This window comes from Paenibacillus borealis (assembly GCF_000758665.1).
In the GTDB taxonomy this organism is placed as follows: domain Bacteria; phylum Bacillota; class Bacilli; order Paenibacillales; family Paenibacillaceae; genus Paenibacillus_AQ; species Paenibacillus_AQ borealis.
In genome coordinates this window covers 1,141,447-1,164,857 of the sequence record NZ_CP009285.1, presented here as the reverse complement: position 1 = coordinate 1,164,857, position 23,411 = coordinate 1,141,447, and the positions used below count along the sequence as shown (strand labels likewise).

Sequence of the window (23,411 nt, the reverse complement as noted above, 5' to 3'; positions counted from 1 at the left end):
TTTAGTTTTTGAAGGCCTATGGCACGGTGTTGAACTTAGCTTATTTCACTGCTGTGTTGTTCACAAACTGCATATCGACCAGTGCATCGTAGGTATATTCGCCTTTATAGATTCCGGTCTTGATCATCACGTCCATGTCCTTATCCAGCGCCTCCTCCGAAATCACACCGTCCGGACTCCAGAGCTGGTCGGCGTACGCCCGGTCAAGCGCAGCTTGTGCGGCATCATCGGATAGTGTAGGGAATTCAGCCTTCAGGACGCTCATTGCCAGAGTTTTATCCTCCTGGATGGCTTTCAGTGCCTTAACAACGGCGTTAACCGCCTTCTGCACCGTTTCCGGGTCCTTCTCCAGTGTCGACTTCTTCACGCTCAGCACAGAGTAGGCATAGTCGCCCATATCATGGAACTTGTAAAAGGGTTCATCCCATACCCCCTTGGCGATCCCGTCACTGATCTGCGGCTCGGCGCCGTTCGCAATATCCGCCGCGCCCTGCTGAACCATCGCCACCACGGTTGAGCCGTCCGCCGGCTCGAGCAGCCGCACATCCTTCTGCGGATCAAGCCCCAGCTCCAGCAGCAGATATTGGGTCAGCAGGTTCGGCGTTCCGCCATGCCGTCCGGCATTCAATTTCTTATCCTGCAGGAAGGCTTTCAATTCTTCATCAGAGCTGCCCGCAGGGGCTGTCCCTTTCTTCGCCATCAGGTAAACATTCGCGCGGTTAACCACATTACTGACCGAAACAATCGGGTCGGAGTTGCCGATGTTCGCCAGCGCATTGGATTCCGGTCCGCCGATGACGCCCCAGGCATCCCCGCTGACCACCGAGGTCACATGTGTGCCGCCGGCAGCCTGCAGCATTTCAACCTCAAGACCTTCATCGGCAAAATATCCCTCGCGCTGCGCTACATACAGCGGCAGATAACCTGTGTAATGCAGCGGCTCGGCAATGACCAGCTTCTTCAGTTTCCCCGCTTCGTTGCCGGCAGCGGCGGCTTCCACTTCCGTATTCCCTTTGCCGCTGCAGCCGGACAGCAGAATCATTACAGAGGCAAGCAGGACGGCGGACAGCTTCACTTTGGTTACATTCATCATCAGGTTCTCCCCTTTATCTTATATAGGATTGCTTAGGTCTCAAGCCTTCTTCATTCCGTATCCCTTGGACAGCCATTTCTCCAGCAGTACCACTCCCGCGTACATCACCATCGACAGAACGGATAAGACCACAACACCCACCCAGACGAGATTGATATCAAGAATCGTACCGGCGTAAATCACCATGCGGCCAATCCCGTGGCTGGAAGCGATGAATTCCCCGACAATCGCACCGGCCAGCGAGAGGGCAATATTAATCCGCAGACTGCTGATCATCCAGGGCATCGCCCAGGGGATAACCACCTTGGTAAATACCTGATGGCGTTTCGCGCCCAGCGAATACATCAGCTTCTCCATATCCTTGTCCACACTCTGCACGCCGCTGTGCGCCGATAAGGCCGCAACGACTACCGTCATGGCAAAAGCGAGCGCCACCTTGGAGAAGAAGCCGATGCCCAGCAGAATCACCAGCACAGGAGCAAGCGCCAGCTTCGGCATGGCATTGAGCAGGATCAGGAACGGCTCACTGATGCCGGCGAATCTGCGTGACCACCAGAAGGATAGACCGAGCAGCGATCCGATCAGGGTTCCGCCGATGAAGCCCAGAATCGTCGAGCTGGAGGTATAAGCGATATCCTCCAGCAGAGTACCTTGCGTCATCTGTGTCCATGTTGTGCTGAGAATCCGTACCGGGCTGCTCCAATAGTACGAATCCATCCAGCCGATCCGCGTAAACAGCTCCCAGCAGAGTACGATCAGCAGCGCGACCGTCAGCCGCCCGATTCCGACAATCCGCCGTGTCCGGCGCTTCATCCCCTCTTCATCTACGATGACGGGTTCCTTCTGCATTTTCTCAGATTTGACCGAATGGATCGGGGCCGGCTCCAGCTTGTGAATCACATACCCTTTCTTTTGCACACTCTCCATGGTTGTTCTCTCCTTCTACAAGTTTTGTAAGCTCTACGAGATATGGGCTGCCGGCTCCTCGCCTCCGCCTGACAGCAGGTCCAGCAGATGGGCTTTGAGCTCCATAAATGACGCAGATACCGTATCCTCCTTATGTCTCGGGCGCGGCATATCCACAGAAATCTTGGAGATGATTCTTCCCGGCCGCCCGGAGAAGACATAGATGTCGTCAGACAGGTAGATGGCTTCATCAATATCGTGGGTGACGAATAACACCGTCTTGCGGAAGTCCTCCCAGATCTCCAGCAGCCAGTTCTGCATGGTCAGCCGGGTCTGGGCATCCAGTGCGCCAAAGGGCTCGTCCAGCAAAATAATATCCCGGTCATACAGCAGCGTGCGGAGCAGCGCTGCCCGCTGGCGCATGCCCCCGGACAATTCTGCCGGATAATGGCCGCCGAAGCCCTTCAATCCATAGCGGTCCATCAGCGGCTGGGCCCGGGCTACCGCTTCCTTACGCGGCACCCCGCGGATCTCCATGCCCAGAATAATATTGTCCAGGATCGTTCTCCAGGGAAGCAGCATGTCTTTCTGCAGCATATATCCGACATATCCGGTCTTACCGACAATATCTTCTCCGTCAGCAAGCACGCGGCCGGTAGACGGCGGAATCAGTCCAGCTATGATATTGAACAATGTGGATTTGCCGCAGCCGCTGGGGCCGATAATACTGACAAATCTGCCTTGTTCAATGGAGAGATTCGTTTCCTGCATGGCGATAATCTCCTGGCCGTCACGGCGGAACCACTTGCTTACACCGGCAATCTCAATCTTTGCTTTCATAGAATCAGCTCCTTAAAGGTTTAATAGCATTTGTAAGCCCGGATAAACAAAAAGCCGCCAGTTTTAGACACAGCCCCAGAGGGCTGATGTCCGAAAACTGACGGCAGGTCGGCTCTCCGGAAGATCAGAGTTCCAACGTAACGTTCAGGTAATGCTCGAGGTCCTTCTCCAAAATTATGATCGTACCGGAATACTCGGTCTCCACATCGTAATCTTTAAGAACGGCCTTGATATTCACTTGAAATTCATCCAGAAATGCCTGCTTGATTTCACACTTGAAAACTTCATGCAACACCAGATTGATCTGGCGGCTTGCCGTGGCATCATGGGTATCCAGCACCTTCAGTACAGGCACCCGGCTGTTAATGGATAAAATAATAATCTTGTTCCCCACGAAGTCGACCTTCTGCTGCTTGACGCCGGCGTTAAACAGCTTCTTGTTGATTTCGTTGTAAATCCGTAAAATATCCTGTTTCCATTGTCCGGCGGAAGCGATCATTGTGATCACACCTTCATAGCTATTAATAATGTTACATAATGTCACAAGTACAACAACAACTGCATCATCACCCACCGCTTATACATCATTATAGATAAAAAGGTAGAGTTGTCAATGAATTTACGTAATATAAATTAACATATAAATCAATATATCAGATATAATGTTATGTTAGTTTACACATAAAAAACTATCATCCTAAATATTTACAAAACAATGTTAATGAATTACAATCATTACGTAACTACGTAATAACATAACATTGAAAGCAGGTGATTTTCTGTCATGACCCGTGACTTAAGCAGCGAACTGGATACGCTGAAGCAGCAGGTGGCTGAGCTTCAGGCCGCCGTCCAGCATTGGAATACTGAGCGGAGAAGCTTCGCAGGCCGTGCTGATCAGCCGGAATCTGTGAATTCAGCCGCAGAAGCGGAGCAGCCCGGCGCGGGACCCGGATCTGTATTTTATTCCGGCCATGCCCGTCTTAACGGACAAAGCTACCGCTGGGAACCCCAGGAGCGTCCGATGGAACACCTGCTCGAAGTGAATAACGAGAAATCAGCCAAAGTGCTGGCGGCATTAAGCAACCGGCAACGGCTGGACATTCTGAAATCCGTCATTCAGGAGCCGCTTACGGGCACGGAGCTGGTGGAGCGTCTGGGCATGGGCACTACCGGCCAGCTGTATCATCATCTCAAAGCATTGACTGGCGCAGATTTATTAGTGCAGGAGAACGGAGGCCGTTATGCTTTCCCTTCCCACCGCCTCCTCCCCTTCCTCCTGCTGCTCGCTTCGGTTAGTACTCTGGAGGATACAAGCGATTATATGGACACGATGAGAACGAGAAATAACGCGGGGATTTATCTTGGCCCTGCACACAATTTCGATGTCCATCACCTGCTGTGGGCCGTTATCGAGAACCCGGTGATGGAGCATGTGGCCGGATATTGCAGCGAAATCGGAATATTCCTGCACGATGACGGGAGTGTCACCGTAACGGACAATGGCCGGGGGATTCCGGTAGCGTCTCTGCCAAATTCCAATATGCCGGCTGTTCAATCCATTCTGACCGATATTCATAGATTTAATGGAGAAGGAGCCTTTAAGGTGCCCGGTGCAGAGCAGGGAATCAGCATCGCCGTGGTCAACGCCCTCTCCGGCAGACTTACCGTTGATATCCGGCGCGGCGGCAGAATGTACCGCCAGGAATATAGGCATGGTGTGCCGCAGTCCGGACTGATGACGGTTGGAATCGCGAAGGATACAGGGACAAGTGTGACTTTTAAGCCGGATCAGGAATTTTTGGGCACAGGCTTTGAACAGGCACGGCTGAATGAACACAGTGCTGAGCTGATGAAGGCATATCCGGGGCTCTCCATCTTCGTTAACAACTAAACCGGGCAAATGAAATGAAAGGAGACTAATGCTTTATGACACTTGAAACGATCTATAGTCATGAGGATACGCTGAAGATGCTGGACTCTCTTTTCCGGGAAGAAGGGCAATGGTGGGATCAGTTCTACGGGGACCGGAATAAAGGAATTCCTTTCTTCAAGGACAGTCCGGACGAGAATCTGGTTGAATATGTAAGTGGCGGGCACATTACACCCGGCAGGGTGCTGGAATTAGGCTGCGGGGGCGGCAGAAATGCGGTTTATCTGGCTCAGCAGGGCTACGCAGTGGATGCCATTGACATCTCTGAGGCAGCGGTAGAATGGGGAAAGGAACGCGCCCGCAAACATCAGGTGGAGGTGAATTTCGCCCGCAGCAATATTTTTGACCTGAGCCTGGAGCCAGGCAGCTACGACCTCATCTATGACAGCGGATGTTTCCATCACATCTACCCCCACCGCAGAGTTACCTTTCTTGAATTGGTGAACAGGACGCTTAAGCCTGGCGGGTATTTCGGACTGGTCTGCTTCGCGGCTGGCGCCATGGGTGCGGAGATCACGGATTGGGAAGTGTACCGGCAGCGGAGCCTCCGGGGCGGATTAGGATTCACCGAGGATAAGCTTAAGAGCTTCTTCAGCGGTTTGCAGCTTATAGAGTTCAGACGCATGCGCCAGATGGATCAGGAGGATGCGCTGTTTGGTGAAGCTTTTCTGTGGACTGCCTTGTTCAGAAAAAATTAACGGAGTACTTGTCTTCTTCCACATCTACACCATGTCAGGTTTGGCGTAAGTGTACTGCTCATCTACCCTGTCGTCGGCACATTGTATTCGGTTTTTCGCATACATTCGGCTCATTTACCCTGTCGTCGGCACATTGTATTCGGTTTTTCGCATACATTCGGCTCATTTACTCTATCGTCGGCACATTGTATTCGGTTTTTCGCATACATTCGGCTCATTTACCCTGTCGTCGGCACATTGTATTCGGTTTTTCGCATACATTCCGCTCATTTACCCTATCGCTGGCACAATGTATTCGGTTTTTCGCATACATTCGGCTCATCTCTACCTGTCTTTCTCTTAAGCCCCCGCCGAAAGAATCGCCGTACGTAGGCGTGCCGCAGTTCTCCGTTAACGCTAACCGGAATTTATCCGGGACTGTATATGGGCTTTCCGCCGCAGCAGTGCTGCAATCCAAGCCACCAGGATAACCAGGGCGATCCCGCCAGCCAGAATATAAGCATTATAGAACAGGTTGTTGGTATACTGATTGATCCAGCCGAAGCGGAATACCACAGAGCCCTCATCTCTGGTAAACCCCCTCAGATGTACTCTCAATGCATCGACATATCTGATTTCCAGCCAGACGGAGAGCGGCAGCACAATGAGCGCGGAGACAGCAATCACCAGGCTCTGTACGCTAAATACTGATTTCATCCGAAATAATCTATAGAACACAGCTCCCGCACTGCCCAAAAGAATAATGCCAAACAGCCATCCCGCCGCAAGCATGATAATTCCAGGATTGCCGTTGCCGGATATCGTCCCATCTGCCTCATAGGTGAATGTGCCCCAGTCCGTCAATACTGCAAAGATAATGCTAATCGACAGCCATATCAGCAGCTTCCGCCACCCCTTGCTCATACCCATTCTCCCCTTTCCGTAATTAAAAAGGCTGAGTGCCCGTTATAGATGCGCTCAGCCTGCCTTTTACAGCCTATACCATTCTATTTCACCCGTTCTGTAAACAACCGGCCGGCGTAGTCACTGATCAGCTCACGCATGGCCAGCTTGCTCTGCCATTCTGCCGGGATGCCGCCCAGCCCGTAGTAAGCTCCGGCGATCTGTCCGTAGACTGCCCCTGTGGTGTCAGCATCATTGCCCAGATTAACGGCGAGCAGCGCGCCTTCTGCAAAGCTGGAGGATTTGTGAAAAGCCCACAGTGCCGCTTCCAGCGACTCCACCACATACCCTGAACCTTGAATATCAGGAGGCTCCTTGATCCGGTAGGAGCCGTACTTAATATTCAGCATATGCGGCGTCAGGCTGTCTTCATTCAGCCATTCACGGTAAGCTTCCGGGGCCAGCATATCCTGCTTACTCCAGCCGTGCAGCCCGGCAAGGATGTACGCCGCCAGCAGACGGCAGGCATCCAGACATTCCGCTGCGCCATGGGTCGTTCTTGAACTGAGGGCCGCATAGCGGATAGCTTCTGCAGGATTCTCTGCGTAGTACATGACCACCGGCGCAAGCCGCATAATGGAGCCGTTCCCGGCAGAATGAGGATCTTCGGAGCCGCTGAACCCTTCGCCGCCGGCTTCGAATTGATGCAGCGCCGCTCGTGTCGCATTGCCGATATCGAAACATTCGCCTGTACTGCTGAGATCTCCTTCGCGGTACCACTTCACATAACGCTGCAGCTGATCCACAGGATCAAATGCCTGCACCGTAAGCAGACTCTCCGCGAGGCAGAGCGCCATCGAGGTGTCATCCGTCCATTGTCCCGGCTGGAGGGCAAATACCCCGCCGCCGACAATATCCGTAAGCGGCTCAAAGGTTCCGGGAGCCTTGAACTCAGCGGTCGTTCCCAGCGCATCTCCAGCGGCCAGACCCTGCAGGCAGCCCTGATAGCGGTCAGCATTCAATGTCATTTGGTTTCCCCCTTTTTCCTCCTTCTTACGCTTGCAGCTATGCCATTACTGATCAGAGCGATGACGGAGTACATGATGCCATAGAACAATGCACCGCTTCCGTCAAACAACACGTAGATGGATAATACGAACAGCGGCAACGGCAGCAGGCAAACCAGCAGGTTAAAACCCAGCTTAAGTCCAGAATCGGCGGCAAGAATCAGCACGGCAGCGGGATTCACCAGAACCAGCAGCAGCAGCCAGGTGCCGAAATCCTCCATTACCCCGGAACCGCCGCTTTGAAAATACGGAATCACCAGAAACAACACAAGATAGATTACAGTGTGAAGCAAAAGCTTGCGGGATAATGGCGTCAGGTTCAGTTTATTCACCGGGATATTTAAGCCCCCATTGTTCACGCACGCCGTCCAGCAGCTTAAGAATTGCAACGGACTCATCCAGCGTCATCACGGGACTTTCCGTCAGTCCTGCCTGCAGACAGCGTCCCACTTCCTCAGCTTCAAAAGAATACCCGATCGAAGTACGGTCATCCTCAAAGGTCTCCACCAGCTCACCGCCGACATACAGCTCAGCCGATTTCGGATTTACCAGCGTGCCTTTGACCACGATATAGCCTTCAGTTCCATAGACATAGGCTTCTTCATGCAGCTTCAGGCGAATTCCGCCGTTCAGGGAAGCCGACTTGCCATCCCCATAAGACAGCAGCAAGGAGAAGTGCTCGTCCACGCCTGTCTCGCCGATATGTACGGTGCTGGATACGGCCTCCGGATGAGGTCCGAACACCATCGACGCGAAGGAGATGGGATAGATGCCGACATCCAGCAGGGCTCCGCCGCCAAGGGCCGGGTTCAGCAGACGTCCCTCCGGATTCCAGTCCGCGCGGAAACCAAGATCCGCTTTGACCAGCCGAACTTCGCCGATACGCTCCGCTGCGAGCCATTCTCTAACCTTGGCGTTAGCCGGAATATAACGGCTCCACATCGCTTCCATCAGGAATAGCTTCTGCTGGCGGGCATACGCCACGATTTCCTCCAGCTCCGCACTGTTCACGGTAAAAGGCTTCTCACAGAGGACGGCTTTGCCGGCACGCAAGGCGAGCAGCGCATTCTCTTTGTGGAACGGATGCGGCGTTCCAATATAAATCGCATCCACTTCAGGATCGCTGACCAATTCCTCGTAGGTGGCATATGCCACGGGGATGCCGTGATTTCGGGCAAACTCATCTGCACTTTCCTGCGTGCGCGATCCAACCGCATAAGCCACACCATTGCTGGCATGGGCCAAATCTGTAGCAAACTGATGGGCGATCCAGCCTGTGCTGAGAATGCCCCATTTTATCGTGTAAGCGTTATCTTCTGTCATTAATTAAATCCTCCTCTTAAATGAAACTTAGTCCCTATGATTCTATCAAAATGTGCCTGGTGTGTACATGATGCCCGCTTCCCGCCATCCCATGGGTCAATACTGTAACCCTCCGCTCTCCACCTGCAGCAGCAGAACCCGGTCCTTGAATCCGCCGCGGCGCTCCGCTTTGTCAGCACGGATCTGTTCCAGAATACTGCTGTCCCCGCCATGGGTTACCGCCAAGGCCCGGATTACTTCCAGCAGATCCGCCAGCTCCTCCAGCGCCTGTCCGTCATTGTCCTCCCGTAAATATTCCGCCAGCTCCTCATGCAGCTTCGCACGCAGCGACCGTATGTATTCTTCCTCGTCCATGATTCTTGTCCTGCAGGTTTGCCCGCTCGCCGCAATCAGCGCCGGTATTCCGTCACGCACCAGTTTCGGATAATCAGCCAACTTTATTACCTCCTATGGAATGTATTAAATTTATAGACCTATCTATGTACTAGAAGCCAGCTGAATCCAACCGCAAACCATACAACCACCAACCATACTCCATTGAAGCTAACTCATACTTCAGAAGTGAAGCATCATCAGAAGCATTATTATCTCAGTAGTTACGCCAATTTTCCTTTATTCAGCCGGACAGTTCCGCCTTCGAAATGGAAGGTGAAAAGTTTGTTCAGAACCCGCAACAGGGCGTAGAGGCCCCTCCTCTAGTACACCATCAAATGTTCAACAAATCAAATCATCCGCCGGTGAATAGGACTGAGAATCCTCTATTTTAACAAATCAGATGTATTTGCCGGCCAAACGGACTCAGAATCCGTTAATGGATGGTTCACACCCCCTATCGGGGATAAATAAACAAGATAAGTGATTCTCAGTCCGCTTAAGCTCCATAAAGAGGTTTTTGAAGGAAATAACGGCTTCTCAGTCCGGTTCATTCTATATAAAGGCACGATATAGATTGAACCGGGAAAATTCCACTGTGGGGGTTAGGTTTGCATTTCCTGATTTAAACTGCTGTTCGCAGTAGAAATACAAACCTAAAGGCGGACGCTACCGCTCCTACAGTTCAAACTTCTCTTCCGCCACTCCACCCTCATTGTATATTTTCAAGCTCAAGCTATTTAGCATATAAATTTATACTCGAACCAAAAACTCCCCCCGCCAGCCGCGAATCCGCAGTGACGGGGAGAGTTTCTTATAAACAATCTATTCCTATATTACTTACTCAGTACAAGCTCCAGGCGCACCTCAAGGTTATTCTCGGTATCCAGCACGATCGAATGCGGATTGCTCATGCCGAAATCTTCAAAGGTAACCATGGTTGTTCCCGACAGCATAAGCTGTCCTCCGCTGTATACAGCCTGCGAGTCAAACGTAACATCCTTCTCTATGCCTTTTACCGTCAGCGTACCTTGCAGTTCTACCGGCACCGCGGTGCCCTCCGTCCATTCCGCCGGAAGCTCCGAGAAGGAAGTCACGTTAAATGTGGACTCCGGGAACTCTGTTACAGACAGGAAATCCGCTCCCTTAACATGCTCGTCCCGCTGGCCGTTGCCGGAATCCAGCGCACTCATCGCCACAGTTCCCTCGCCCGTCATCGAGCCGGCATCCTCCAGATTCACATTCCAGGTTCCTGTAACGGAAGGGTCTACGAAGTTAACGGTTTCTTTGGAAGTTGTCACGGACCAGTAGACCTTGGACGTATCCGCAATGCTCCAGGCACCGTTCAGCTGCTCAGCCGTAACAGCAGCACCGGTAGCAGCTGCCGCATTAGCGGTTCCCGCTTCCTGGGTTTCGGTCCCTTGATTCTGCGCAGGAATAACAGATTCGATCTCAACATTATTGCCCAGGCTATTGTTAAGTAACATAAATGCTGTGATAGCTCCTGCGATAACGACTACGGCTGCGATTAAGGCGATTGTTTTCTTCTTCATCTTATTCCCTCCATCCAATTCTCTGTATGCCCTATCAGGCTTGGTTCCCATTCTAACAAAGCAATATGTCGGGAAGAAGTCAAAGCACAGCGGCCCGCAATATGGTAGAATTGTCGTAATTTTAACTAACATATAGCCGTTGCCCTGGAGAATTATTCCCCGCCGGGCCTGAGAAGGAGGCTGAATAGATGAAATCCATTCTGATTGTTGAGGATGAAGAGGCGATTGCCCGGGTACTCAGTGCTTATCTGCGAAAAGCGGGCTTCCACGTCACCCGTGCCGCCGACGGCCGGAGTGCCCTGGAAGCCTTCGAGGAGGCGCCGCCCTCACTGATCCTGCTTGATATTATGCTGCCGAATATGGACGGCTTCGAGCTGCTGGGACTGATCCGCGAGAAAAGCAGCTGTCCTGTCATTATGCTCACGGCCAGGGACGGCATCAATGACCGGCTCGCGGGACTAGATGGCGGAGCTGATGACTATATGTCGAAGCCCTTCATTCCCGAGGAAGTCGTCGCACGGGTGAATGCGGTACTGCGGCGCCCTTCGCAGTGGTCCGACGGCAGCCGCAAGCGCCATTTCGGCAGCCTGTTCATTGATTACTCTGCCCGCAGCGTGTTTCTGAACGGGGCCGAGGTCAGTCTTAGCCCGCGCGACATGTCGGTGCTGCTGTTCCTGGCGGAGCGCCCGAATCAGATCTGCACCCGGGACCAGTTGCTGGAGCATGTGTGGGAAATGGATTATGAAGGAAGTGACCGGGCCGTTGATCTCTCCATCAAAAGACTGCGCCAGGCGCTCTCACACTGGCCGGACAGCGAAGGAGAGATCCGTACCCTGAGAGGAACAGGTTATCAATTATGGACAACATGAATAACAGAACAAAGAAACCCACATCAATCCTCTCCTACTGGACCGTCCGCTACCTGCTGATTATCAGTATCGGACTGCTGCTGACGGCGCTGGTAACCTTCTGGTGGATCCAGCAGGAGGCGATGAACAACAGGATGCAGACCACCGGCCTGCTGGCCCAGGAGATCGCCGACCGCAGCGTCAGCACAGACGGACAGCTCGCTATCACCCCAAGTCTCGACAAGCTGGTCGAGGACCGCAAGCGGTTCTTCAAGGTAACCATGGAAATGTGCGTCATCATTACCGGGCCGGCGGGCGAGCTGCTGTATTCCCAGCCTCCGCTGACGGATGAAGAGATGCGGCATAAGCTGAATGATACGCTGACCGATTCACGCAGCCCGGAATTCAAAGCCGCCGCTGCGCAGATCCAGGGAGATCAGGGAACTCTTGGACAAGTAATCGTCCTGCAGTCCAAACGTTCTCTGCGCCATATCCCGCAGGAGGAGATCACCTTCTTCTCGATCATCATTGTCTTCCTGATCATCTTAAGCTGGCTGACGATCTACCTCTTGTCGATCAAGCTTGCCAAGCCGATTCAACGGGTCGCCGCCGCTGCTGCAACGATCAGCGGCGGCCAGTATAACATCGTCCTGGAGACCGGAGCCAAAGAGCGGGAGATCCATGAACTGCTGGTATCCTTCCAGGAGATGGCGGGCAAGCTGCAGCAGTTCGAGCAGTCCCGGGCCGTCATGCTGGCCGGAGTGTCCCATGAACTGAAGACCCCGGTCACCTCCATTAAAGGACTGCTTCATGCCGTCCGCGAGGGTGTGGTCGAGGGGGAGGAGGCCGGGGAGTTTCTTGATATCGCCTTACTCGAAGCCGAGCGGCTGCAGCGCATGGTCGCGGATCTGCTCGACTATAACGCACTGACCGCCGGTATTGTCGCCGTCCGTCATGATAGGCTGGAGGCCGCCCCGCTGCTGGAGGAAATCCTCTATCAATGGAAGCTGACCCAAGGCGAGGATGTCTGCGAACCCATCCTTCACCTGCCGGAGAACCGGCTGTTCCTGCGGGGAGATCCGCTGCGTATCCAGCAGATTATCGTCAATCTGCTCAATAACAGCGTGCAGGCGAAGGCACAGGGCCGCAAGCTTCAGTTAACGCTGGAGCTTGTGGCCACGCCGCAGGGCAGCGCCGAAATTACAGTTACGGATAACGGATCAGGTATTCATCCGGAGAGCCGGGAGCTGATCTTCGAAGCCTTCTTCCGCAGCACCGCCAAGCAGAGCGTGCTGCGCGGACTCGGGCTCGGCCTGACCTTCAGCAAGCTGCTCGCCGAGGCCATGGGCGGCAGCCTTGAGCTTGCCAGCGTCCCGCCGCCGCAGGGCTGCTCCTTCGTGCTGCGGCTGCCGCTTGCAGCATGAGGCACTTAAGGACCAGGGACCGGGGCATCTCCGGCTGGCTATATAGTCCACTGCCCGCGGGCATGGTATAATCAACTGACGAAAATGCGAACCGGAGGCTGCATATGCTTACTTTTGAACAGAAATTAGCTATTCTTGATTCCTATCCCCAGCTGGAACGGCGGAATGTCTCGCTTGGGCGGGTGAACTACCACTTCGAGGAGAGCCGGCACGACAAGAAGACCGTTGCTTCCCATATCCACCCGAACGGCAACGGCTTCGTATATGCCGGCCTGCTGCGGGGCTATGAGAGTGATGACAAAGGTCTGGTGAACATCAGAGATTATTCGGAAGCTGAGCTGCGGGAATTGGTGGATGCTTCGATTGCGTCATTGTCCATGTTCATCCCCGACGCCCCTGCCCCGGCCAAAAGAAAGAAAAAAGCGCAGACCGGCGCTGAATCCCTGTGGAAGAATGAGGATGGCCATACACTGAGTCTCAGATTTGAGGAAGATCTGTGGTACCTGTACGCGGGTCTCCAGCTGGAGATGGCCTTCGAAACTGTTGAAGAAGCTGAGGAGTACTTGGCGGAAGAGGGATTTGTCCGGGAGCAGGAGTAACTTCCTGATTACCCGCCAGCTTCCTGTAAGGTGCAATCAACGCAAAGCCTGTAGACCGCATTCTATCCGCGGAATACAGGCTTTTTAAAATCCTGCACATAATACAACATTCTCATTATAATCCCGGCTATAATCGGAAATTATTGTACAAAAGGCAGCATTCCACTTCCAACAAGCCGTGTTACGGGATAAATTCTTGTATTTCATACAACAATCTGTCCGAACACCTAATTATCTTGGCAGCTAAGTTGTACTGCGTACAACAATTAAGCCTTTACCATAGTATTTATATGGCAACCCCCTTATACTATAGCCAATGCTATGATTTCCATATTTTTCTTAAGGAGGATGAGCAATGAACAATCCGGAAGGCGGAGCGCCCTTTACGAATCCTGGAGGGCCGAATTCAGATAACGGGCAAACGCAGCCCCAGCGCAGAACATCCGGACAATGGGACAATCTGCTCCAGGCTGAACGCGTCAGGCAGGCTAAGCAGGTTAGTAAACAGTACTGGGGATTTTTCTTGAGTGCTCTAACCCGTCCTTACAGTACCATGAAAGAGGTCCAGGCCGCCCAATTGTTGAACAGTCTGATTACAATGGGACTGACGGCAATACTGTCAGCACTTTATTTTCTCACCTGGTTCATTAAATGGGATATCTCGCCAATCATAGGCCCCGGATTTCTGAAGCCGCTTCTATTAACGGCTGCAGGAATTGCCGTTGGCTGCGGGACCACTTATGCCGCACTCCGGCTGGAGAAAGTCAGCTTCGATCTCAAACTGCTGATCGCCAGATTTGGCACCCTGCTTGTTCCTGCTGTAGCGCTGCTGGTTCTGGCTATCCTGTCACTGATCCTCAGCCTGTATTCCTTCTCGGTTACCCTGCTTATTCTGTCATTTCTGTTCGTCTTTGTGAGCATCAACTCCGTGGCGTTCCAATATCCGCTAAACACCTCCAACCGCGGAATCGATACCCTGTACCTGATTGCCACCGCAAATGTTGCAACCGGATATATATTTTACAAGCTGGTAATGTCGGTATTGGCCGGAGCGGCCTACGGACTGTTCAACAGCATTTCCCCGTTCGGCCTATAACCGCTATTGCCCTTAACCAAACAGGAGGACCCGATGTACGGGTCCTCCTGTTCTGCTTGTTCTTTAATTAAAGCCTGTTACTGGGTTGCCGGCATTTGAGCCTCCTGCGCATCCAGAGCTTCCTGCGGAACCTTGATCTCCGAGATTTTGTTATGATCACTAATGGCCGATTTCATCTTCATATCCATGGAGACGGTCTGTTCTCCGCTGCTCATATCCATCACCATATTAACATCTGAGGAAGTCGGGAAATATGTCTTCTTGTCCACGGTGTAAGCGATGGTCATACTCTTGATATTCATCTGCTCCATCATCGCAGTCATCTGGCTGTCTACGCTCCCGCTCTGGTTCAGATAGCTCTTCGCCAGATTCTTCACTTCTTCGCCGGAAACTTCTGCTGTTATCAAATAATTGTCACCTTCCTCGGTGATTTTCGTCTGATCAGCAATTTGGTTGAACTGCTCCAGCTGCTTCTCGGGACTGGCAGACTGCTGCATGGTAGCGGTCAATTGATCAGTCATCGCCGCCGGCATCTTAACCCACTGCCCGTTCGTAAGCGAGAAGAAACCGTCTCCGGTAACATACTGCTCAATCTTCTGCTCCCCCTGGCCCGCCAGATTCATAAGGATCTCCTGATGCATTTCCAGCGGATCTTTGGTATATTCAGCGTTCACTGTCATCTCAATAGCCTGTTCCTGATTGGTTTCGCCCTGCTTGACCGTCATATTCTGCTGAATTTGCGAGTTCATGGCGAAGCTCTTCAATTCCGATTGTGCAGCAGCCGTCTTCTGCAGCAGTTCCTCCAGAGCCGGAACGCCAGCGGATGACTGTCCGGCTGGAGCTGCAGATGCGGAAGCTTCCGGAGCTGTAGTTGCGTTAGTACCGGCATTCGCAGCCGGGGCTTCGGCGGCATTGGCAGCCGGCTCGGCAGCATCATTATTGCCGCATGCGGTTAAGGCAGCAGACAGAATGACCCCCATAAATAATGCAGTCCATTTTCTCAAGTTGAATTCCTCCTAATGATTGTTGGCAGATGTGTGATTGCATGTCAACTATTAACCAAAGGAAATACGCCTCTAACATTTGTTTAAGAACTAACATGGGCTGTAAGAGCTAACCGGGCGGCAAAAACAACACTATGAAGACTGAGAAAACTGTGGTTAGATGAAGGGGAAAACCTAAAACCTAGAGGGAAAGAAGCGTGAACCCGCATGAGTTTTGAAATCGTAGAGGCTACCCTACCGGAGATTCAGGCCGCTCTGGATTCCGGAGAAATCACTTCCAGACAATTAGTCCTTATGTATCTTGAACGCATTGCAGATCATGACAAAAACGGCCTGACGATCAATTCCGTGCTGGAGATTAATCCGGATGCGCTGTTCATCGCTGAATCCCTGGACGTGGAACGACAGCTTCAGGGTCCCCGCGGACCGCTGCACGGCATACCGGTATTGCTGAAGGATAATATTAATACCGGGGATAAAATGCATACCAGCGCGGGTTCGCTGGCTTTGGCGGATTCCTTTGCGCAGGAGGATGCCTTCATTGTTACCAGGCTGCGCGAAGCCGGGGCGATTATTATGGGCAAGGCCAACATGACGGAATTCGCCAATTTCATGACGAACGGCATGCCCTCAGGCTTCAGCTCCCGGGGCGGTCAGGTGCTTAACCCTTATAATATCTCCACGCCGACAGGCGGCTCCAGCGCCGGATCTGCAGTGGCGGTGGCCTGCAACTTCTGCACTGTGTCCGTAGGAACGGAAACCTCGGGCTCGATCCTTAATCCAGGCAACCTTGGATCGATTATCGGCATCAAGCCTACTGTGGGGATGATCAGCCGCTCGGGCATTCTTCCGCTCTCTAATACGCAGGATACCGCCGGGCCTATGGCGAGAACCGTCCGCGACGCGGTTCTTCTGCTGAATGCCCTGCTTGGACAGGACAACAGCGATGCCGCAATGGGTACGAATACAGGCAGACTGCATGAGGATTATACGGTCTTCCTTGATCCGGAAGGCCTGAAGGGCGCGCGTATCGGAATTCCGCGGGATTATTATTTCGAGGAGCTTACGGACGAACAGCTCGCGCTGTTCAATGCCTCAGTGGACAGAATGCGCGAGCTCGGGGCGACCATTATTGATCCGGCAGAGATTACAACTGCACGGGAGATCAGCTATTCCTCTGTAGTGCTGAATGAATTCAAAAGCTCACTTAACGCCTATTTGGCAAAACTGGGCCCGGGCGCTCCCATGCGTACACTGAAGGATATTATTGATTTCAATCATGCCCATCCGGTAGAAACGCTGAAGTTCGGACAGGCCACGCTGCTGGATGCCGAATACACCACCTCCGGTACCCTAACGGAACCGCAGTATCTGCGCGACCGTGCAACGGATCTGCGGCTCTGCAAGGAACTGGGTATCGATGCCACTATGCGGGAGCATCAGCTGGATGCCCTCTTATTCCCGGCTGACTTCGGCGCACGGATTACGTCCAGAGCCGGTTATCCGTCCATCGTAGTACCGTCCGGCTACACGTCAGCCGGCGCCCCTTTTGGCGTAACTTTCTCGGCACGGGCTTATGAGGAACCGGTACTCATCCGGCTGGCTTATGCATACGAGCAGAATTACAAGGTCCGCAAGGCGCCTTCGCTGCAGAGCTTCATCTAAAATTATCTTATAACCCGCCTAATCGGCAGCTATGCCCATGTGCCTGTTCCCTTCGTGGGACAGGCCCCAGGTGCGTAGTTCATAGCTCCGGATACCCGATACTACATAAGGGTCCCGGCCGGCGATCTCCGCGGCTTCTTCACGTGAAGCGGCACGGATAATGACCATTCCGCCGGGACTGTCACTGAAGGGACCGCACAGCACCAGCTGTCCGCTGCGTTCCAGCTCCTGCAGATGCCTGACATGCGCCCGGATAATATCCATATCTCTGCGGTCCTGTGCAGTCGGGCTCAGCAATATCACATAACAAATATCCTCTTCTGCCTGCTTCTCACTCAACCTTCTCTCCTCCTCATTCGTAACCGCGCTGGCTCTCTTCGTCGGCAATGTTCTGAATCTCCTCCGCATGCATCAGATAGAGTTCATAATCGCCTTCAGCATGCAGCTTCATTGCCCGTTCCTTCGTGAACTTCGCACTGCCTTCCGCAGCATCCTCGTCATAGAACAACAGAATCCCGTCGCTTTTGCGGAACAGCAGATCATCCCTGGCCCTGAACTGCCAGCTGCCGTCATAGGGCGCATTGCTTACAGCTCCATAGTAGTCTGCTCCGGCAATGATGCGGCGGTATTCATTCTGCTTCTCTTCCTTCCACTTCTCTTCCGGCGCAGCATGGGCCGTAATAATTCCCAGCTTCAGCCCGGGGTATTGCCGTTTCAGCTCAAGCACAACCTCGCAGGCCCATAGATCAACGCCGTATTGGCCGGGAGTGATAACCCACTCCACCCCCTCTTCTATCAGCGGAAGAAGCCGGTTCGCAAGTGCCTTTTTGATATAAGGAATCCCTTGATGTTTGCTGTCGTAAATCCCGAGCTCATGCGCGCGGTAGCCTGTTACCAGTAAGGTTTTCATGTGCTGCCTCTTTCCTGGACACTTCATTTCTGTTCTCCGTCAAGTCCACTCTATTATGCATTATATAACATTTCACCAAGCGAAACTTCCGGGAAAGCCCTGTCTAACTTTAAGCTTGTTTTCAGGAGCATCTGATATATTGTCCTCCAGGACCGTGTTAAACCTAATCCCAGGCTTTTTATGCCAGCTTAATACGACAACAGGCGATGAAGTTTATACACAACATACTTTTAGGAGGACAATGGATATGAAAAAACATGTGCCCTATATGATGGCCGGCAGTCTGCTTGCTGCGATCCTGCTTGCCGGCTGCAGTGCGGATACAGATCCGGCGGCGGCAACCTCAGGCGATACTCAGACAACCCAGACCCAGAGCGGCAGCAATGCAGCTCAGCCGGACGGGACTGCCGCCGGTGCCGGCCAGAACCGGATGAACCAGGCCGGGATGAATATCGGCAAAATCAAGAGCATCAGCGGGAACACCATTACGGTCTATACCGCTAATATGCCGGCACGGCAGCAGAACGGCAGCGGAGAGGGCAGCCCTCCGGACGGCGGAGGAACGCCTCCCGGAGACGGAACCGGCGGTGCTCCGGCGGAGGGGCAAGGCACTCCGCCTGAAGGCGGACAGGCCGCAGACGGCGGCGGAAAAGATGCTGCGCAGGGCGGCGGACGTCAAGGCGGCGGCATGCAGGGCGGCGGCATGATGCAGAACTTCTCGGAGGAGACAACGGATATTACGGTGGGAAGTGATACCACATATGTATCGGTAACCTTCGAGGGCGGCGAACAGAAAGAGACCACGCTTGCCCTGTCCGATCTGAAAGCCGATGACATCATCCAATATACACTGAAGACGGATACTGCCGAGGCAGAGAAAATCACGCTTGGCACCGGCGGCTTCGGCGGCGGCGGCCGGGGACAGGGCCAAGGACAAGGAACTGCGCCAGCGGGCGACGCTGCTGCAAGCGGATCGGCTACCGGCAAGTAGCTGGTGCCCTCCAGTGGCCCGGTGAGTCCGGAATTGCCTGTAACAGTTATGATAACCATATAAGAAACCGGGTGTGCTCCCACAAGAGCGCATCCGGTTTTTTATATATTTTTCCGGGAAATGACTAAATCTAAGCAAACTTTGGAAAACTTCATTAACACGGATTATTAATTTCTTCGGCTGGGGGATGATCAGATTGCTTGCTACCATTGTATCCTACATACCCGGCTGGGCAATCTTTGGTCAGGCAGGTGTTGCGCTGCTGGTTCCGCTGGTCCTCGGATACTTGTATAAATCATTGTACCGTCTGGTAGGCAGCGGACGGGGGCAGGTTGGGTACGGCACCAAGACCGCTCCGCAGACACCGCCTGCCGCTGCGGCGAAGTCCGGCACCCCGGGCCCCCCTCCCTTCAGCGGCAACTATACTACCGACCTGCACGCAGTTCAGAACGCTATCGGCGCCAACAGTGATCTGCATATCAGAGAATTCACTCTGGCGGGCGGCATGACCAGGGGGGCGCTTATCTATGTAGACGGCATGCAGAATGACAGGGTTCTTAATATGCGAATCATGCAATTCCTGATGTACGAGATACCCGCCGGACCTATGTCCTCCACAGAGATTGCCAACCACCTGCTGCCCTTCAGCCAGCTTAATGAAGCGGACAGTGTGGAGAGCTTCAATAAATCTGTCCTCTTCGGCCATACTGCCCTGCTGATTGAAGGGTTGCCCGGCGGACTGCTGATTGAGCTTCCCGGAGGTGCCAACCGCACGATTGGAGAACCGGTCTCCGAAGCCCTGCTCCGCGGTCCCAGACTGGGCTTCTCCGAAGTGTTAAGCGAGAACACCTCCCTGCTCCGGCGCCAGGGCTTCAGTGACCAGCTCGAGATGAAGACCTACCGGGCAGGCAACACCATTCAGCGGGATATAGTCCTGTCCTATATGAAGGATATCGTCAATCCAGAGCTGCTGGAGGAGGTTACGAACCGTATCCGCAAAATCGATATCGACTTCCTGGCCGAATCCGGCTATATCGAGCAGCTGATTGAAGACAACTATCTCAGCCCCTTCCAGCAGGTCCAGAATACTGAACGGCCGGACAGGGTCATTAGCGCCCTCTTGGAGGGACGGATTGCTATTCTGCTGGATGGAACACCCTTCGCACTGATTGTACCGGTAACCTTCAGTATGCTGCTGCAATCACCGGAGGATTATTACGAGCGCTGGCTTCCCGGCACACTGCTGCGGCTGCTGCGTTTTGCCTCCGCCTTCCTGGCACTGATGGCCCCGTCCCTGTATATCTCGTTCATCTCCTTTCATCCGGGACTGATACCGACGGAGCTGGCAATCAGCATCATCAAGACCCGGCAGGGTGTTCCTTTTCCTTCATTAATTGAAGTGCTGATTCTGGAAGTCGCCATCGAGATTCTCCGGGAAGCCGGAATCCGGCTGCCGAAGCCGATCGGTCCGGCCATGGGTATCGTCGGCGGTCTGATCATCGGTGATGCTGCGGTTCAGGCGGGTATCGTCAGCCCTTTTCTGGTCATAGTGGTTGCTGTCACGGCTATCTCGTCTTTCGCAATTCCCATGTATAGTGCAGGAATCACACTGCGGCTGCTGCGCTTCGCCGGCATGCTGTTCGCGTCAGTGTTGGGGATGTACGGCACCATTCTGTTCTTCCTGCTGATCTGCTGCCATCTCACCAAGCTCAAAAGCTTCGGCGTGCCTTATCTGACGCCGGTATCCCCTTTCCGGCTGAGTGATTGGAAAGATCTGTTCCTGCGTGCTCCAATGGCTCTGATGAAACGCAGACCGGTAATGATGAAAACCAAACAGGATAAACGAAAATCATAACCGCGCCTGCGCGCAAGGAGGAACGCATAATGTTTGTACGCACCGACGATAAAATCACAGCTTTACAAGCGACCGTTTTTTTGAACAATACTATTCTGGGTGCTGGTATTCTTACATTGCCGCGGAGTGTAAGCCAGACCGTCAAGACCCCGGATTCCTGGCTATCCGTCCTGCTCGGCGGAGCCATTGTTATGCTGGTTGTAACCCTGATGGTGAAGATCAGCCAGCAATTCCCGGGCAAAACCGTATTCCAATATGCTGCACTGATTACCGGCCGGGTGATCGGCGGAGCACTATGCCTGCTTCTGATTCTCTATTTCATCGTTATTGCCGGCTTTGAAATCCGCACGCTGGCCGAGGTCACCCTGTTCTTTTTGCTGGAGGGAACCCCCATCTGGGCAGTCATTCTTCCTTTTCTCTGGCTGAGCACCTACCTGGTGCACGGAGGCATCAATTCCATTGCCCGTGTCTATACCATTGTGTTTCCGATCAGCATTATGATCCTGCTCATTTCCTATGCCCTCAGCTTCCGGCATTTTGATATCGATAATCTGCGCCCTGTACTCGGCAATGGACTGCTCCCTGTATTCAGAGGCCTGAAATCTACTGTGCTTATATTCACTGGCTGTGAGGTTACGATGACACTCGTAGCGTACATGCAGAAGCCCAAGCAGGCAGTCAGAGCGATGCTTGGAGGTATTGCAGTCCTTCTGTGTCTATATTTACTGACCGTAGTCATGGTCATCGGAGGCATTTCTATTAATTCCGCCATTACCAGCACCTGGCCTACGATCGATTTAATGCGCAGCTTCGAGATTCCGGGCTTTATCTTCGAGCGTATGGAATTTCCGTTTATGGTCATCTGGCTGATGCAGATGTTCTGTAACTTCAGCAGCTTCTTTTTCCAGTCTACGCTGGGAATCTCACAGATTTTCAAGATGAAGCTCCATCCGATTATTTATGCTATGGTTCCCGTTCTGTTCCTATCGGCTATGCTGCCCAAATCCATGACCGACCTGTTCGCACTCGGGGATGCCATCGGCAAAATGGGGATTCTTCTGTTCCTGCTGCTGCCTGTGCTGCTCTCGGTTATCTGGCTCATCCGTGTGAAGGGGTTGAAGCAGCATGTATAGAAGGATTCTCCTCTTGGTGTGCAGCCTAATCCTTCTGACTACACAGACCTCCTGCTGGAGCAGCAAGGAGATCGAAGATCTGGCGCTATACTCCGGCCTGGCTCTGGATGTCGGGGAGCCCACCCTCACCGAGCAGGCGCTGCAGGATCAGGGGGCGACTTATCCCAAACGGAATACAATTACAGTCACCATACAGCTCGTTCCGGCAAATTCCGTAGGAGGGACAGGTCGTCAGAGCAGCAGTAGTAGCAGTAGCAGTGATGCTCCCTATCTGAATGTAACGGGGACAGGAGATTCTGTGCTGGAAATATTCCGCCAGTACTCGCTCCGCCTGGACCGGCCGATTATCGGGCATCACCTTAAAGTTATTGTGGTCTCGACCGAGCTGCTTAAGCGTCAGGAGATGAACCAGTTATTGGATTTTGTACTTCGTGATAACGATATCCGTCCAAGTACTATGGTGTTCCTGAGCCAGGGCCGGGCAGAGGATACACTCATCTCCAAGGAAAAGAATGAAATTCCCGCATTTCATATCAGGGATATGGTCCATAATCAGAGACGGACAAGCAAGGTACTGGACCCGGTCATTTTATCCAAAATGGATGCCCTGATGTATTCCAAACGAAGCTTTGCGCTACAAAATCTGGTGACGGCGAATGGCGAAGTGGAATTCTCGGGTGCAGGTATTATTAAAGGAGATACCGGGCACTGGGTAGGGGCGTTGAACCAGGAGGATACAGAGTGCCTCGCTTGGCTGACCAATGAAGGACAGACCGGTATCATCAAAACCTATGACGGGAACAAACAGGAAATAACTTATGAAATGAAGGCGATGAAAAGCGAAATCACTGCCAAAATGAACGGCGACAGCTTGGCCTTTGATGTAAAAATCGCCACCGAAGGTAGACTGAGCGAAACCTGGAATATAGATGACTATCCCGCAGCAGTGAAGAATTCGCAAAAGGCAGAACAGTTGTTCAAGAAGAGGCTGGAGCAAATGATGCACTCGCTGATGCAGAAGCTGCAATCCGATTACAAGACCGATGTCGCCGGTTTCGGCGAGAAGCTCAGTATTCAGGAGCCGGCATTATGGAGAAAGGTAGAGGATCACTGGGATGATGTGTTCAGCCGGACTCCGATTCATATCAATGTTGATCTGAAGATTACAGACTTCGGCTCCTTTACCAATTAAAATACTCAAGCGGAAACAGCTTTGACT

At 52.9% G+C, this 23,411-nt stretch carries 24 protein-coding genes; 11 read left to right on the top strand and 13 right to left on the bottom strand.

Features of this window, described 5'->3' with window-relative positions:
• Positions 1–40: 40 nt before the first annotated feature.
• The 4 genes from PBOR_RS04920 to PBOR_RS04905 form a co-directional block, all read right to left on the bottom strand.
• Positions 41–1,090 carry an ABC transporter substrate-binding protein gene (locus PBOR_RS04920; protein WP_042218927.1) on the bottom strand — a complete coding sequence of 350 codons (1,050 nt, stop codon included), beginning with the start codon at positions 1,088–1,090 and terminating at the stop codon, positions 41–43.
• A gap of 42 nt (positions 1,091–1,132) precedes the next feature.
• On the bottom strand, positions 1,133–1,942 hold the full coding sequence (locus PBOR_RS04915) for an ABC transporter permease (RefSeq protein WP_425415529.1): 810 nt from the start codon (positions 1,940–1,942) through the stop codon (positions 1,133–1,135).
• A 111-nt stretch (positions 1,943–2,053) separates the two neighbouring features.
• Positions 2,054–2,839: an ABC transporter ATP-binding protein gene (locus tag PBOR_RS04910; RefSeq protein WP_042210734.1), complete on the bottom strand. Its 786-nt coding sequence runs from the start codon at positions 2,837–2,839 to the stop codon at positions 2,054–2,056.
• 124 nt (positions 2,840–2,963) lie between these two features.
• Positions 2,964–3,383, bottom strand: a complete 420-nt coding sequence (locus PBOR_RS04905) for a Na-translocating system protein MpsC family protein (RefSeq protein WP_245648039.1) — start codon at positions 3,381–3,383, stop codon at positions 2,964–2,966.
• Between the two features lie 240 nt (positions 3,384–3,623).
• On the opposite strand from PBOR_RS04905, the gene PBOR_RS04900 reads away from it, so the two are divergent.
• Positions 3,624–4,733, top strand: a complete 1,110-nt coding sequence (locus PBOR_RS04900) for an ATP-binding protein (RefSeq protein WP_042210733.1) — start codon at positions 3,624–3,626, stop codon at positions 4,731–4,733.
• A gap of 35 nt (positions 4,734–4,768) precedes the next feature.
• Entirely contained in the window at positions 4,769–5,470 is a 702-nt protein-coding gene (locus PBOR_RS04895; RefSeq protein WP_042210732.1) for a class I SAM-dependent methyltransferase, read from the top strand.
• Positions 5,471–5,866: 396 nt separating this feature from the next.
• Here the strand turns inward: PBOR_RS04895 and PBOR_RS04890 are convergent, their stop codons facing one another.
• The 6 genes from PBOR_RS04890 to PBOR_RS04865 all read right to left on the bottom strand — a co-directional run bounded on the left by PBOR_RS04890 (position 5,867) and on the right by PBOR_RS04865 (position 10,667).
• A complete protein-coding gene (locus PBOR_RS04890; RefSeq protein ID WP_042210731.1) occupies positions 5,867–6,373 on the bottom strand; it encodes a hypothetical protein in 507 nt (168 codons plus the stop codon).
• Between the two features lie 83 nt (positions 6,374–6,456).
• Complete coding sequence (locus PBOR_RS04885) at positions 6,457–7,380, bottom strand: ADP-ribosylglycohydrolase family protein (protein ID WP_042210730.1); 924 nt, start codon at positions 7,378–7,380, stop codon at positions 6,457–6,459.
• Positions 7,377–7,751, bottom strand: a complete 375-nt coding sequence (locus tag PBOR_RS04880) for a hypothetical protein (protein WP_042210729.1) — start codon at positions 7,749–7,751, stop codon at positions 7,377–7,379. The genes PBOR_RS04885 and PBOR_RS04880 overlap by 4 nt, the downstream gene beginning before the upstream one ends.
• A complete protein-coding gene (locus PBOR_RS04875) occupies positions 7,744–8,742 on the bottom strand; it encodes a Gfo/Idh/MocA family protein (RefSeq protein WP_042210728.1) in 999 nt (332 codons plus the stop codon). Before PBOR_RS04875 ends, PBOR_RS04880 begins: the two co-directional genes overlap by 8 nt.
• A gap of 96 nt (positions 8,743–8,838) precedes the next feature.
• Positions 8,839–9,177: a nucleoside triphosphate pyrophosphohydrolase gene (locus tag PBOR_RS04870; RefSeq protein ID WP_042210727.1), complete on the bottom strand. Its 339-nt coding sequence runs from the start codon at positions 9,175–9,177 to the stop codon at positions 8,839–8,841.
• 773 nt (positions 9,178–9,950) lie between these two features.
• Positions 9,951–10,667, bottom strand: coding sequence for a YceI family protein (locus PBOR_RS04865; RefSeq protein ID WP_042210726.1), 717 nt, complete (start codon positions 10,665–10,667; stop codon positions 9,951–9,953).
• A gap of 188 nt (positions 10,668–10,855) precedes the next feature.
• Here PBOR_RS04865 and PBOR_RS04860 point away from each other — a divergent pair, with 188 nt between their 5' ends.
• The 4 genes from PBOR_RS04860 to PBOR_RS04845 all read left to right on the top strand — a co-directional run bounded on the left by PBOR_RS04860 (position 10,856) and on the right by PBOR_RS04845 (position 14,634).
• Positions 10,856–11,536 (top strand): response regulator transcription factor, encoded by a 681-nt coding sequence (locus tag PBOR_RS04860; RefSeq protein ID WP_042210725.1) that lies wholly within the window; start codon positions 10,856–10,858, stop codon positions 11,534–11,536.
• On the top strand, positions 11,533–12,939 hold the full coding sequence (locus tag PBOR_RS04855; protein ID WP_218918881.1) for a sensor histidine kinase: 1,407 nt from the start codon (positions 11,533–11,535) through the stop codon (positions 12,937–12,939). Before PBOR_RS04860 ends, PBOR_RS04855 begins: the two co-directional genes overlap by 4 nt.
• Positions 12,940–13,043: 104 nt before the next feature.
• Complete coding sequence (locus PBOR_RS04850) at positions 13,044–13,538, top strand: hypothetical protein (protein ID WP_042210723.1); 495 nt, start codon at positions 13,044–13,046, stop codon at positions 13,536–13,538.
• A gap of 355 nt (positions 13,539–13,893) precedes the next feature.
• On the top strand, positions 13,894–14,634 hold the full coding sequence (locus PBOR_RS04845) for a hypothetical protein (RefSeq protein ID WP_042210722.1): 741 nt from the start codon (positions 13,894–13,896) through the stop codon (positions 14,632–14,634).
• A gap of 77 nt (positions 14,635–14,711) precedes the next feature.
• Here the strand turns inward: PBOR_RS04845 and PBOR_RS04840 are convergent, their stop codons facing one another.
• Positions 14,712–15,638: a DUF6612 family protein gene (locus PBOR_RS04840; protein ID WP_042210721.1), complete on the bottom strand. Its 927-nt coding sequence runs from the start codon at positions 15,636–15,638 to the stop codon at positions 14,712–14,714.
• Between the two features lie 207 nt (positions 15,639–15,845).
• On the opposite strand from PBOR_RS04840, the gene PBOR_RS04835 reads away from it, so the two are divergent.
• Positions 15,846–17,303: an amidase family protein gene (locus tag PBOR_RS04835; RefSeq protein ID WP_042210720.1), complete on the top strand. Its 1,458-nt coding sequence runs from the start codon at positions 15,846–15,848 to the stop codon at positions 17,301–17,303.
• An 18-nt stretch (positions 17,304–17,321) separates the two neighbouring features.
• Here PBOR_RS04835 and PBOR_RS04830 read toward each other — a convergent pair whose 3' ends face one another.
• Together PBOR_RS04830 and PBOR_RS04825 are read right to left on the bottom strand one after the other, a co-directional pair.
• Positions 17,322–17,642, bottom strand: coding sequence for a YciI family protein (locus PBOR_RS04830; protein WP_052429332.1), 321 nt, complete (start codon positions 17,640–17,642; stop codon positions 17,322–17,324).
• A gap of 13 nt (positions 17,643–17,655) precedes the next feature.
• Positions 17,656–18,213, bottom strand: a complete 558-nt coding sequence (locus PBOR_RS04825) for an SLOG family protein (protein WP_042210719.1) — start codon at positions 18,211–18,213, stop codon at positions 17,656–17,658.
• 247 nt (positions 18,214–18,460) lie between these two features.
• On the opposite strand from PBOR_RS04825, the gene PBOR_RS04820 reads away from it, so the two are divergent.
• The 4 genes from PBOR_RS04820 to PBOR_RS04805 all read left to right on the top strand — a co-directional run bounded on the left by PBOR_RS04820 (position 18,461) and on the right by PBOR_RS04805 (position 23,384).
• Positions 18,461–19,204 carry a hypothetical protein gene (locus tag PBOR_RS04820; protein WP_042210718.1) on the top strand — a complete coding sequence of 248 codons (744 nt, stop codon included), beginning with the start codon at positions 18,461–18,463 and terminating at the stop codon, positions 19,202–19,204.
• A gap of 187 nt (positions 19,205–19,391) precedes the next feature.
• Positions 19,392–21,059 (top strand): spore germination protein, encoded by a 1,668-nt coding sequence (locus PBOR_RS04815; protein WP_425415515.1) that lies wholly within the window; start codon positions 19,392–19,394, stop codon positions 21,057–21,059.
• A 29-nt stretch (positions 21,060–21,088) separates the two neighbouring features.
• Complete coding sequence (locus PBOR_RS04810) at positions 21,089–22,192, top strand: GerAB/ArcD/ProY family transporter (RefSeq protein ID WP_042210716.1); 1,104 nt, start codon at positions 21,089–21,091, stop codon at positions 22,190–22,192.
• Entirely contained in the window at positions 22,185–23,384 is a 1,200-nt protein-coding gene (locus tag PBOR_RS04805; protein ID WP_042210715.1) for a Ger(x)C family spore germination protein, read from the top strand. Before PBOR_RS04810 ends, PBOR_RS04805 begins: the two co-directional genes overlap by 8 nt.
• Positions 23,385–23,411: the final 27 nt, after the last annotated feature.